Genomic DNA, 12,335 nt, shown 5'->3' on the forward strand with positions numbered 1-12,335 from the left:
CCTTCTTCCAAGAAGCCACTACCGAAAAAAGCGGGATCGACCCCTCGATGGTTTCCAGGTAAATCTTGCGACAACACAGCCTTTGAATGAATGCAAAGGGTGTTGCGAAGGCCACTTACTCTGACCGAACCAACCTGCAAATTGATCAGGATCTTCACCCCGGGCCCAGAACCTTTGCCCTTGATGTGTTGCCTGCCCTCCTAAGTACCTACCTGCCAGCCCAAGCGCGCCAACTTAATAGCGCTTCAAACTGGCTGCTTTGTTCCAGTCGGGTTCTTCGTTCGACCAATGGTGGTCGACGTTACTGGAACGTTTTAACGTTGCACGGCTCTTATCCGTGTCATTTGTAGGAACACCTAATAACTATGTCTGCTCAAATTCATACTCAGGATGCCATTCGCACCCTAACCAACGCTTTTGCACCAATGAACTGCCTGATCATGGCCGCTCGCAAAGGCTGCTTCAGCTTCACCGTGGTCAATGAACACGGGATCGCCCGCCACAGCGAGCGTCTGTACCCCGATCAATACTCCAGCGCCGAACCGCTGCAGGCCGTGATCGATCGTACACGTCAGGCCCTGATTGCCTGAGAGCCGAAAAGGCTGCAAAAAGCAAAAGCCCTGCTTAAAACGCAGGGCTTTTTATTGCCTGATGTTTCACTTTTTACCCTCGACGCCTAAGCACTATCGGATATAACGGTTATAACTCACTGCCGGAAATATTTTAAAAACAGGCCTTTACGTCGCAAATATGACACTACACTTCAACTCAAGCGGCGTGATCCGCTTCCGGCGAGCCTGAGTCGATCCACCGCTGCCAAGGCCACCTTCAGGTATCGCCGCCCAATAACAAGATCCGAGGGCTTTATGGGTATCGCTGCCAGCGAACTGTGTCGCTACGTGATCCGTCCTACGCTGATTTATCTGGGACGCCATTGCGCAACCGCCGAATCCCTTTTGCTGGGCATTGCAGCCAGCCAGTCCGACCTCGGGTCCGCCCTGCATGACCGCCGAGGCCACGGCCTCTACCGCATCGCCGAGCATCGCCATCAGGCACTCTGGGATGACTATCTGGCGCTCGATCCGGAACGCGCCAGCCTGGTTCGCGGACTGGCCAGCCAGCATGCCTTTCTCAGCAGCCCGCACCTGGAATTGACCGTCAACCTGCGTTACGCCACGGCCATCGCCTGGCTGCTGGTGGAAGAACAAAACCCCACCCTTCCCGCCCCCAATGATCTGCTCGGCATGGCGCGGATCTGGCGTCAGACTTTTCAGCCCCAGGGTCGCCTGCGGGACTTCACTTATGCATGGCAAACCTGTGTTTCACCACTGAATCAGGTCGCTTGCTGACTGACCAGTTTTTCAAGATCGCCCATCATGTCGCCATTCTGGTCGGATTGTCCTACAAAACCGCTCTAACTCAACGCATACGGACTATAGCGCCGGAACGAAAATGTTGGTAATTTTCGCCCCGGTGATCACCAGGAGTTCTAATAATGAAAAAAGTAATGCTCAAAACCACCCTTAGCCTCGCCGTTGCCATGGCATCCACGCAGATTTTCGCCGCTGGCTTTGCCATCAACGAACACAGCATTAGCGGGATGGGGACGGGTTACGCCGGGCGATCTTCTTCTGCCGACGACGCAAGCACTGTTTATGGCAACCCTGCCGGCATGTCGCGCCTCAAGCGCGAACAAGTCACTGGCGGTGTTGCATTCCTCGATGCCAAGACCGATATCAGCGACGGTAGCTCCAGCCCTAACGGCGGCAGCAACAAAGGCGACATGGTGCCCTTCACCTCCGTACCTATGGGCTTCTACGTCAAACCGATCGATGAGCATTGGGCATTTGGTCTGGGGGTTTATGTACCGTTCGGCCTGATTACCGACTATGAAAAAGGGTTTGCCGGTCGTTACTTCGGCAGCAAGTCCGAAGTACAGGTCATCACCTTTCAGCCAACTGTCAGCTACGCCTTCAACGACAAGGTGTCGATCGGTTTCGGCCCGACCATCAACCGCATCGACGGCACGCTGGAATCCAACCTGTCGATCACTCAGGCCCTGCCGGATGGCAAGGTCAAGATCAAGGGCGACGACACCGCACTGGGCTACAACATCGGCGTGCTGGTACAAGCCACCGACACCACCCGACTGGGTCTGACGTATCACTCCAAAGTCGACTACAAGCTTGAAGGCAACACCAAGGTCAACTACGGCGCACTGGCGCTGGCCGGTCTTAGCGCCAGCCAGAAGTACGATGCTTCGCTGAAGATCACCACGCCTGAGTCCATCGACTTCTCGGTCACCCAAGCGATCAACGACCGCTGGAACGTCTATGCCGGTTCCACCTGGACCCGTTGGAGCCAACTGGAAAAAATCACCGTCAAGAACTCCGGCGTACAGCCTGCATTGGCCGGTCAGTTCGGTGAAATCACCGAAGACCAGAACTGGCACGACTCCTGGGCTTACGCCGTGGGCACGTCGTACCAGTTGAACAAGGAGTGGGTACTGCGTACCGGCCTGACGTTCGACCAGTCGCCGACCAACAACGTCGACCGTTCGCCACGCATTCCTACCGGCGACCGGACGATCTTCAGCATCGGCGCTGGCTGGAGCCCGACCGAAGACCTGACGATCGATGTCGCTTATTCGTACCTGAAGGAAGAGTCGGTCAAGATCCGCAACGAAAACGATCGCGGCCAGAGCTACAACTCCAAGTATGAAAACTCGGCAAACGGTTTCGGTCTCGGCGCAACCTACCGCTTCTGATGCTGTCAGGCGAGGCTAACCCCTCGCCCACTAAAAAGCCCCGCCTCGGTAAAGAGCGCGGGGCTTTTTCATTTAGATCAGGGTTTCAGCGGCTTTGAGGCAATGGCTTTCTCGATCGCGGCGAGAAACTCCGGATCATCCGGCTTGGTCAGGCTGGAGAAATTGGCGATCACTTTGCCCTGGCGATCCACCACGTATTTGTAGAAATTCCACTTCGGCGCACTGCTCTGCGCAGCCAACACCTGAAACATATGCGTGGCGTCATCACCCCGAACCTTCTGCGGCTCGGTCATGGCGAATGTCACGCCGTAGTTGGCATAGCAAACCTTGGCAGTCTCAGCGCTGTCCCTGGACTCCTGTTTGAAGTCGTTGGAGGGCACACCGAGCATTTCCAGACCTTGCGCCTTGTAGCGCTGATTGAGTGCCTCGAGGCCTTCGAACTGTGGCGCGAAACCACAGAAACTGGCGGTGTTGATCACCACCAGCGGTTTGTCGGCGTACTGCTTGCACAGATCAATGGAATCCTTGGCACGCAATTTCGGCAATGAGCCTTGCAACAATTCCGGACAGTCTGCGGCCTGGGCCAGGCCAGCCAACGCCATCAGCAACGCGGGAACCGCACACCAGCGCATCAGCATTTCGAGCCTCCTTGAGCAGTCGTCAGAGGTCGACGTTACTCGCCACGCCTGCTTCTAGCAAATACTCGTGCCCAACTGCATCAAGGCCAGGCCGCCCTGATGCCAGCCCCACCACACCAGCGCCAGCAAGGCGACGCCGAGCGCGGTGAGGGCAATTCGTGACCACAAACGACTCATGCAGCGCCCGCACTGGTTTGCAGGCGTGCGACAGGACGCTCGCGCACCGGCCAGTTCAACGCCGCCGCCAACAGGCTCAGAAGTATCGCCACTTGCCAGATCAAGTCATAACTCCCGGTACGGTCATACACCACCCCGCCCAGCCAGCCACCGAGGAACGCACCAAGCTGATGGAACAGAAACACGATGCCACCAAGCATGGACAGGTTTCGCACGCCGAACAAGGTCGCTACCGTACCGTTGGTCAACGGCACCGTCGACAGCCACAGAAACCCCATGGCCATGCCAAACACATACGCCGATGTCGTTGTCACCGGCAGCCACAGGAACAACGCGATCACCACCGCTCGCAGCAAATACAACGCTGTCAGCAACCGTGGTTTGGACATGCGGCCACCGAGCCAACCGGCGGTGTAGGTGCCGAAGATATTGAACAGTCCGATCAGCGCCAGCACCGTGGTGCCAACCGTGGCCGGCAAGTGCTGATCAACCAGATAGGCCGGTAGATGCACGCCGATAAACACCACCTGAAAACCACAGACGAAAAAGCCGAAGGCCAACAGCCAGAATCCAGAGTGCGAACAGGCTTCACGCAGGGCTTGCGAGAGTGTCTGTTCATGACCGAGTACTGGGAGCGGGTTGTCTTTGAGCATGCTCACCAGCGGCACAATAAGCGCCACCAACAGACCCAACACCAGCAGCGCAGCCGACCAACCGAGCCAGCCGATCAGACCCAGCGTGCCTGGCAACATGGCGAACTGGCCGAAGGAGCCGGCAGCGCTGGCAATGCCCATGCCCATGCTGCGTTTCTGCGGGGGCACCGCGCGACCGACGACGCCCAGGATCACCGAGAACGAGGTGCCAGAAAGGCCAATGCCAATCAACAGGCCCGCACTCAGGGACAACGTCAACGCCGAATCCGACAGGGCCATGCACACCAGCCCCGCGGCGTAGAGCACGCCACCGATCAGCACCACTTTCGCCGCGCCGAAGCGGTCCGCCAGTGCGCCGGTGAACGGCTGGGCGAGCCCCCAAATCAGGTTCTGCAAGGCGATGGCAAAGGCGAACACCTCACGCCCCCAGCCAAACTGCGCACTCATCGGCGACAGGAACAAGCCAAAACCGTGTCTTATGCCCAATGACAACGCCAAAATCAGCGCACTCCCCAGCAACACCCAACCGCACGTACGCCACATCGATGTCATTGTTGTTCTCCATTCGCGGGTATATACCCGCTTGAGCCCGAAAAAACCGGCGCTACGCCAGTTCGTCGAGCAATCTGAGCAAGGTTTCACGCTTCTCGGCGCCCAAACGATCAATCAATCGCTGCTGCGCCGCTTCCCAGGCTGGCAATGCCGCTGCCAGTCGCTGTATACCTGCCTCGGTGAGCCGGACGATGCGGTTACGCATGTCCTCGCCTTCGGCCAGCGCGACCAATCCCTCGCCCTCCAGCACGCGCACATTGCGTCCCAGGGTGCTGCGGTCCAGGCCCATGGCTTCGGCCAGTTCCGAGATGCTCGGTTGTTCCAGACGCTGCAGATTGCACAGCAAAGAATACTGGGCAACGTTGATCCCGAAGCCGTCGAGAGCGCCGTCGTAATGCCTGCTGACGCCACGCGCGGCGCGACGCAGGTTGGTGCACAAACACTGAGAAGGAAGCATGGTGCGTGTATATACCCGTGACTGTGTTAAATCAAGTTACACATCAGTTTATCAATACGGTTTGTGGCGCGTGATAAGCCAGCCATCCGTCAGACCAAGACCACCCCCACCAACACCGCCATCTCCAGCAATTCAAGCAACGCCCCCGCCGTATCCCCGGTCGTCCCGCCCAGCCGTCGCATCATCACTTGCCGCAGCCAGAAAAACACAACGAGCGCTACAACCAAAGCAACCATCGCTTTGAATCCGGCGATCAGCAAACACGCCGCCGCGCTCAACCCCAGCACCCGCCACCCCGTCTTGCGCGGCAGATGATCGGCCAGCGCTTGCCCCAAGCCACCGGCGCGCACATAGGGGGTGGTCAGAAACAGCCCGAGCAACGCCGCCCGCCCAAGCAACGGCGCGATGATCAACGCCATCGCTTGCTGCTGCTCAATCAGCGCCAGCAAAGCCGCGAATTTCAGCAGCAACACCAGCACCAGCGTCACCACAGCGATCGGCCCGCTGCGCGGGTCTTTCATGATCGTTAACGTACGTTCGCGATCACCAAAGCCACCCAACCAGGCATCGGCACTGTCGGCCAGACCATCAAGGTGCAACGCACCGCTGAGCAACACCCAAACCGTTAACAACAGCGCCGCGTGCAGCAGCAACGGTGCACCCGCCAGCGCCAGGTTCAGCGCCCAAAGGATCACGCCGAACAGCAACCCCACCAGCGGATAAAACAACAGCGAACGCCCAAGCTGTTCCGGCTCAGGCATGCCCGGCAAACGAATCGGCAGGCTGCTGAGAAATTGCAGGGCGATCCACAGCGCCAGCATGTCAGTGACCTTCCTTGAGCAAACCGTCAACCTCGACCGTCAGCGAGAAGAGCGCGCCGTGACCGACTTCAACATTGAGCAACTGTTCACGCGGCAATCCTCGCGCCTGCGCCAGCAACAGGCGCATCACGCCGCCATGGCTGATCAGCAGCACCCGCTCACCCGCATACGCCGCTTGCAGCCGCGCCACCGCCGCCAATACCCGCGCAGAAAAATCACTGACCGGCTCGCCCTGCGGTGGCGTAAACCCATACGGGTCAGCCCAGAACAGCCCTAGCGCCTCGGCATCCGTCTCCATCAGCGCCGCCGCGCTCTGCCCTTCCCAAGAGCCGAAATGCAGTTCTTGCAGATCTTTGTCCAGTTGCACCGGCAGATTCAGTTGTTCACCGAGTTCAGCGGCAAACCGCGCGCACCGCTGCAATGGCGAGCTGACCAAACGATCCCACGGCCCGCCCGCGACGACAGCCGCACGCATCTGCGCCCAGCCCTTTTCGGTGAGCGCGTCATCGAGACTGCCGCGCAAGCCACCACCGAGTTCGGTCTCACCGTGTCGCAGTAAATCCAGACGCAACGTCATGCCGGACGATCCGCCACCGCCGCCTCAGCGAACGTCGCCATCTGTGCATGCAGGTCGCAGGCCAGACGCAGCAGTGGCACCGCCAGCGCGGCGCCACTGCCCTCGCCAAGACGCAGGCCGAGTTCCAGCAACGGTTCGGCGCTCAGGGTTTCCAGCACATGCCGATGGCCCGGCTCAGCACCGCGATGTCCGAACAGCAACCACTCACGGCAAGCCGGATTCAAGCGCACCGCGACGAGCGCGGCGACGGTGCAGATAAAGCCGTCGACCAGCACGGCTACGCCTTCCTGCGCACAGGCCAGATACGCGCCGACCAGCGCGGCAATCTCGAACCCCCCAAGGTTGAACAGTGTCTGCAACGCGTCACCACGCTGCGCGGCGTGCAACGCCAATGCGCGCTCGATCACTTGCGCTTTATGGCTGACACCTTCGGCATTCAAACCGGTGCCGGGGCCGGTCAGGTGCGCCACCGGGCAATCGAGCAACGCACAGGCGAGCGCACTGGCAGCGGTGGTATTACCGATGCCCATTTCGCCACCGATGAACAACTGCGTACCCGCCGCTTTGGCACGCAACACGCTGTCGCGACCGGCCAGCAACGCGAGTTCGCCTTGCGATTGAGTCATCGCCGAACCCTGAACGAAATTCGCCGTGCCTGCGCCGATATTCAAGTGACGCACTCCCGGCAGATTCAGCGTCGGCGTTACCGTGCCCAGGTCCACCACTTCCAGTTGTGCACCGAGCGTGCGTGCCAGCACGCTGATCGCCGCGCCGCCGCTGACGAAGTTGAGCAGCATCTGCCCGGTCACTTCCTGCGCAAATGCCGACACACCTTCAGCCACAACACCGTGATCACCGGCAAAGATTGCAATCCAGACCTGTTCAAGCGTCGGCTTCACCTGCCCTTGCAGACCGGCCAACTGCACCGCCACCGACTCGAGCCGCCCCAGAGAGCCGGCTGGTTTGGTCAATTGCTGTTGCCGTGCTGCCGCTTGTTCAACGATATCGGCGTTCACCGGTTTGCACGGGCTCAGCCACCAGGCTTGGGTCATAAGGCAGGTCCTTTCAGGGTCAGGGGCAGGCCGGCGACGGTCAGGACGACACGCTGACAGCGCTCAGCCAGAGCTTGATGCAGCCAACCGGCTTCATCGACGTAGCGGCGAGTCAATTCGCCCAGCGGCACGACACCCATTCCGGTCTCGTTGCTGACAAAAATGATTTCACCCGGCAAGGACGCCAGGCATTCGAGCAGGGCGTCGCGTTCAGCGACGAGACGCTCAACGTCATCGAGCATCAACAGGTTGGTCAGCCACAGGGTCAGGCAATCGACCAGCAGGCAACGCTCGGCATTGGCGTTTTCGCGCAGGACGCGGGCCAGTTCCAGCGGTTCTTCGATGAGCGCCCATTGGGCAGGACGACGAGCGCGATGATGAGCGACGCGGTCATTCATTTCGCCGTCCAGCGGCTGGCTGGTGGCGATGTAGGTGACTGACAGGTTGCTGTCGGTGGCGAGCGTTTCCGCCAGGCGACTTTTGCCGGAGCGGGCGCCGCCGAGGATCAATTGGAGCATGGGAACATCCTGAAAATTATGCATTGAGGCCACCGGCCTCTACGCGAGCAAGCCCGCTCCCACAGAGACCGCGGTAGCCGAAACACCCTAGACCCCACAGAGCTGACGCAACAAATCGGTATCCAGATGCTTCTCCACCAGATCCGCCAACCGTTCGATATCGCGCTCGCGCAACCCGTGATAATCCACGTCCTGCACATCGCTCAGCCCCGCCCAGCGCAGCAACGCCGCACTGGCCGCCGGCGATTCGAACACGCCATGCAGATACGTACCGAACACCTGCCCATCAACACTCTGCGCGCCATCGCAACGACCGTCATCGAGCCGCACCGCTGCGTTTTCCAGTGCAGGGCCAGTGGTCACGCCAGCATGAATCTCATAACCGCTGACTTCGGCATCTTCCAGCGTCAGACGCCCGCGCACATTGCGTAATTGCTTCTCGGCCTCAAGCTGCGTTTCAAACGCCAGCAAACCGAAACCGGCACTGGACCCCGGCGAGCCTTCCAGCCCCAGCGGGTCATGCACCTGCTGACCGAGCATTTGCATGCCACCACATATCCCCAGCACTTTGCCGCCGTAACGCAAGTGACGGTTGATCGCCGTGTCCCAGCCGTTGGCGCGCAGATAGGCCAGATCACTGCGCACGCTTTTCGAGCCCGGCAAGATGATCAGGTCCGCTGCCGGAATCGCCTGCCCCGGCCCCACAAATTGCAGATCAACCTGTGGATGCAAACGCAGCGGATCGAAATCGGTGTGGTTGCTGATGCGCGGCAGCACCGGCACCACCACTTTGAGCACTTGATCGGCCTTGTCGGTCTGGCGCTGGTCGATGCCGTCTTCCGCCTCCAGATGCAGATCCATCACATACGGCAACACGCCGACCACCGGTTTGCCGGTGCGCTGCTCAAGCCAGTCGAGGCCTGGTTGCAGCAAGGCGATGTCACCGCGAAAACGGTTGATGATGAAGCCTTTTACCCGCGCCTGCTCGCTCGGCGACAGCAACTCCAGCGTGCCAACCAAATGAGCAAAAACACCACCGCGATTGATGTCGGCAATCAGCAGCACCGGGCAATCGACCGCCTCGGCGAACCCCATGTTGGCGATGTCGCCAGCGCGCAGGTTGATCTCCGCCGGCGAGCCTGCGCCCTCGACCATAACCAACGGGTACGCCGCGCTCAATCGTTCGTGCGAGGCCAGCACAGCCTTCATGGCGATGGCTTTGTAGTCGTGATAGGCCACGGCGTTCATGCTGGTGACGGCGCGCCCATGAATGATCACTTGCGCGCCGGTGTCGCTATTGGGTTTGAGCAGTACCGGGTTCATGTCGGTGTGCGGCTCAAGAAACGCCGCTTGTGCCTGCACAGCCTGCGCCCTGCCGATTTCGCCGCCGTCAGCGGTCACCGCGCTGTTGAGCGCCATGTTCTGCGGTTTGAACGGCACGACGGCGACACCCTGACGGGTCGCCCAGCGGCACAGCGCCGTCACCAACGTACTTTTGCCCGCGTCGGAGGTGGTGCCCTGCACCATCAGGGTTGTCATTTCAATTCCTTGGTAAAGGCCTGCAGCGCCTGTTCGAGACGCGCTTGCTCAGCCGCGTCGGCAGGCAAGCCGAAACGCAGGCTGCTGTTGTGGGTGAAGAGGCGCAGAAGGATGCCGCGACGGGCCATGAATTCGTATAGCGCGGCGGCATGCTCAGTGATCAGCCACTGGAACAAGGCGCAACCGCCGTGGGGTTTGAAGCCGTAACGCTCCAGCACAAGGGCAAGCCTTTCACTCGCCTCGTCACTGCGAATGCGTTGCCGGGTGTGACCTTCAGTGTCGCGCAGACAGGCCCGACCCAACACCCGCGTCGGCCCGCTTACAGCCCACGGCCCGACTTGCTCGGCGAGCAATTTAAGCAACTTGCGCTCGGCCAGGACAAAACCCAGTCGCACCCCGGCCAGACCAAAAAACTTGCCGAATGAACGCAACACAATCAAACCGACCTGATGGGTATGTGCAGCCAGGCTCAACTGCGGGGTGTTGTCCATGAACGCTTCGTCGACCACCAGCCAACCACCGCGCTGGGCCAGCCGTGCATGCCAGTCGAGCAGCCGCGCCGGGCTCAGACTCAGGCCGGTGGGGTTGTTCGGATTGACCACCACCAGCACGTCAAGGTTGTCGATAAAGAAGTCGACTTCCTGTTCGAGCATTTCACGCACGATGTAGCCGCTGCGGCGCCAGGCTTCGGCGTGCTCGGCATAACACGGCGACAACACACCGACTTTGCCAGCCCGACGCAAGCGCGGCAGCAACTGGATGGCCATCTGCGAACCGGCCACCGGCAACACCTGCGAAGCGCCGTAATAATCGCACGCGGCTTGTTCCAGACCGTCGTCGGTCTCCGGCAATCGCGCCCAGGCTCGCAGCGGTATGTCGGGGATCGGAAACGGCCACGGCGCCAGACCACTGGACAGGTCGAGCCAGTCGGCTTCGGCAATACCGTAATCGAGAGCAGCCTTGCGCAGCCGGCCACCGTGCTCAAGCATAGAATTCAGCCCCCAGGCAAAGAATCAGCAGCCATAACCATACGCCGCGCTGAACCAATTGCCAGCCACGGTCGATGGAATCGGCATCGGCCTGAACGCCTTCGCCCAGTTGCGGACGCTCATGCAGTTCGCCGTGGTAAATCGCCGGACCACCCAGTTCCACGCCGAGCGCACCGGCTCCCGCCGCCATCACCGGGCCGGCGTTGGGGCTGTCCCATTTCGGCGCCTGGGTGCGCCAGCATTTCAACGCCAGCCGGGTTTTACCGAGCAGTGCGTAGGTCAACGCCACCAGGCGTGCAGGAACGTAGTTGAGTACGTCGTCGATTTTGGCCGCGCACCAGCCAAAACGCTCGAAACGTTCGTTGCGATAGCCCCACATCGCATCGAGCGTATTACTCAAACGGTAGAGGACAACGCCCGGCGCACCCGCCACAGCAAACCAGAACAGCGCGGCGAACACCGCATCGCTGCCGTTCTCCAGTACTGACTCGGTGGCCGCGCGGGCGACGGCGGTGCTGTCCAGTTCATGGGTCTGGCGGCTGACCAGATAACCGACACGCTTACGCGCCTCTTCCAGATCATCGGCGCGCAACGCCTGGGCCACCGGCTCGACGTGTTCGCCGAGGCTGCGCATGCCAAGGGCGCAATACAACGCAAGGATCTCGACAACCCAGCCCACATACGGCGCCCAGGACAATGCAGTGGCCAGCAAGGTCAGCGGCAGCACCGCGATCACCCACGCGGTCACGCCGTGGCTTCGCCAGCCCCGGCCACCGGCGTTGAACCGTTGCTCGATGCGCCCGGCAAAATTGCCGAACGCTACCAGCGGATGCCAGCGTTTCGGTTCACCCAGCAGCGCATCCAGCGCGACCGCGGCGACACTCAACAACGCCACACTCATTGACTCACTCCCCAATAATTTTCATACAGCAACTCATTGAGCGGACGCGCCTGCGCCCACCCTTCGAGTACCAGCATCGGCGCCGGATAGAATTCCTTAACCGGGCCCAGACACAAAACGGCCAAAGGCTTGGCCCCGGCCGGCAGTTTCAGCAGATCGGCGAGCGCTTGCGGCTCGAACAACGAGACCCAGCCCATGCCCAATCCTTCGGCACGGGACGCCAGCCACAGATTCTGAATCGCACAGGACAACGAAGCCATGTCCATTTCCGGCAGCGTGCGGCGCCCGAAAATGTGTTTCTCGCGATCATCCATCAGCGCCGCGACCAGCACTTCGGCGCAGTCGTTGATGCCTTCGACCTTGAGCTTCATGAACTCGTCACTGCGCTCACCGAGGGCCTCGGCGGTGCGGATGCGTTCTTCTTCTACGAGATTGCGGATCTGCCCGCGCAGTGCACGGTCGCTGACGCGGATGAAACGCCAAGGCTGCATCAAGCCGACACTTGGTGCTTGATGTGCGGCGTCCAATAAACGGCGCAGCAACTGGGGCTCGACGGTGCCGCCAGTGAAGTGGCGCATGTCGCGGCGTTCGGCGATGGCTTTGTAGACCGCTGCGCGTTCGGCTTCGGAAAATGCGTTGTCCGTCACGGCCTCTTCGCGAGCAAGCTCGCTCCCACATGGGTCGGGGTGCTTGC

General features: G+C 60.6%; 15 protein-coding genes. 3 read left to right on the forward strand and 12 right to left on the reverse strand.

Annotated elements, in window-relative coordinates:
- Positions 1 to 365 precede the first annotated feature (365 nt).
- The 3 genes from AACY02_RS21605 to AACY02_RS21615 all read left to right on the forward strand — a co-directional run bounded on the left by AACY02_RS21605 (position 366) and on the right by AACY02_RS21615 (position 2,767).
- On the forward strand, positions 366 to 590 hold the full coding sequence (locus tag AACY02_RS21605; protein WP_221732211.1) for a hypothetical protein: 225 nt from the start codon (positions 366 to 368) through the stop codon (positions 588 to 590).
- A 276-nt stretch (positions 591 to 866) separates the two neighbouring features.
- On the forward strand, positions 867 to 1,349 hold the full coding sequence (locus tag AACY02_RS21610) for a hypothetical protein (protein ID WP_221732210.1): 483 nt from the start codon (positions 867 to 869) through the stop codon (positions 1,347 to 1,349).
- 146 nt (positions 1,350 to 1,495) lie between these two features.
- Entirely contained in the window at positions 1,496 to 2,767 is a 1,272-nt protein-coding gene (locus tag AACY02_RS21615) for an OmpP1/FadL family transporter (protein ID WP_339433686.1), read from the forward strand.
- A gap of 77 nt (positions 2,768 to 2,844) precedes the next feature.
- Here AACY02_RS21615 and AACY02_RS21620 read toward each other — a convergent pair whose 3' ends face one another.
- The 12 genes from AACY02_RS21620 to bluB all read right to left on the reverse strand — a co-directional run bounded on the left by AACY02_RS21620 (position 2,845) and on the right by bluB (position 12,288).
- Positions 2,845 to 3,405: a glutathione peroxidase gene (locus tag AACY02_RS21620; protein WP_339433687.1), complete on the reverse strand. Its 561-nt coding sequence runs from the start codon at positions 3,403 to 3,405 to the stop codon at positions 2,845 to 2,847.
- Positions 3,406 to 3,459: 54 nt separating this feature from the next.
- Positions 3,460 to 3,582 carry a hypothetical protein gene (locus tag AACY02_RS21625; RefSeq protein ID WP_339433688.1) on the reverse strand — a complete coding sequence of 41 codons (123 nt, stop codon included), beginning with the start codon at positions 3,580 to 3,582 and terminating at the stop codon, positions 3,460 to 3,462.
- Positions 3,579 to 4,787 (reverse strand): MFS transporter, encoded by a 1,209-nt coding sequence (locus AACY02_RS21630; protein WP_339433689.1) that lies wholly within the window; start codon positions 4,785 to 4,787, stop codon positions 3,579 to 3,581. Before AACY02_RS21630 ends, AACY02_RS21625 begins: the two co-directional genes overlap by 4 nt.
- A gap of 52 nt (positions 4,788 to 4,839) precedes the next feature.
- Positions 4,840 to 5,244, reverse strand: a complete 405-nt coding sequence (locus tag AACY02_RS21635; protein ID WP_339433690.1) for a MarR family winged helix-turn-helix transcriptional regulator — start codon at positions 5,242 to 5,244, stop codon at positions 4,840 to 4,842.
- Positions 5,245 to 5,333: 89 nt separating this feature from the next.
- Positions 5,334 to 6,065: an adenosylcobinamide-GDP ribazoletransferase gene (locus AACY02_RS21640; protein WP_339433691.1), complete on the reverse strand. Its 732-nt coding sequence runs from the start codon at positions 6,063 to 6,065 to the stop codon at positions 5,334 to 5,336.
- Between the two features lies 1 nt (position 6,066).
- Positions 6,067 to 6,642, reverse strand: a complete 576-nt coding sequence (cobC, locus tag AACY02_RS21645; protein WP_339433692.1) for an alpha-ribazole phosphatase family protein — start codon at positions 6,640 to 6,642, stop codon at positions 6,067 to 6,069.
- Positions 6,639 to 7,694, reverse strand: a complete 1,056-nt coding sequence (gene cobT, locus AACY02_RS21650; protein ID WP_339433693.1) for a nicotinate-nucleotide--dimethylbenzimidazole phosphoribosyltransferase — start codon at positions 7,692 to 7,694, stop codon at positions 6,639 to 6,641. Before cobT ends, cobC begins: the two co-directional genes overlap by 4 nt.
- Entirely contained in the window at positions 7,691 to 8,212 is a 522-nt protein-coding gene (gene cobU, locus AACY02_RS21655; protein ID WP_339433694.1) for a bifunctional adenosylcobinamide kinase/adenosylcobinamide-phosphate guanylyltransferase, read from the reverse strand. Before cobU ends, cobT begins: the two co-directional genes overlap by 4 nt.
- A gap of 87 nt (positions 8,213 to 8,299) precedes the next feature.
- The gene (locus AACY02_RS21660; RefSeq protein ID WP_339433695.1) at positions 8,300 to 9,751 is read right to left on the reverse strand and encodes a cobyric acid synthase; all 1,452 of its coding nucleotides are present in this window, start codon (positions 9,749 to 9,751) and stop codon (positions 8,300 to 8,302) included.
- The gene (gene cobD, locus AACY02_RS21665; RefSeq protein WP_339433696.1) at positions 9,748 to 10,740 is read right to left on the reverse strand and encodes a threonine-phosphate decarboxylase CobD; all 993 of its coding nucleotides are present in this window, start codon (positions 10,738 to 10,740) and stop codon (positions 9,748 to 9,750) included. The genes AACY02_RS21660 and cobD overlap by 4 nt, the downstream gene beginning before the upstream one ends.
- A complete protein-coding gene (gene cbiB, locus AACY02_RS21670) occupies positions 10,733 to 11,641 on the reverse strand; it encodes an adenosylcobinamide-phosphate synthase CbiB (RefSeq protein ID WP_339433697.1) in 909 nt (302 codons plus the stop codon). Before cbiB ends, cobD begins: the two co-directional genes overlap by 8 nt.
- Complete coding sequence (bluB, locus tag AACY02_RS21675; RefSeq protein ID WP_339433698.1) at positions 11,638 to 12,288, reverse strand: 5,6-dimethylbenzimidazole synthase; 651 nt, start codon at positions 12,286 to 12,288, stop codon at positions 11,638 to 11,640. Before bluB ends, cbiB begins: the two co-directional genes overlap by 4 nt.
- Between the last annotated feature and the right edge of the window lie 47 nt (positions 12,289 to 12,335).

The organism is Pseudomonas sp. EA_65y_Pfl2_P78 (genome assembly GCF_963970495.1).
In the GTDB taxonomy this organism is placed as follows: domain Bacteria; phylum Pseudomonadota; class Gammaproteobacteria; order Pseudomonadales; family Pseudomonadaceae; genus Aquipseudomonas; species Aquipseudomonas baetica_A.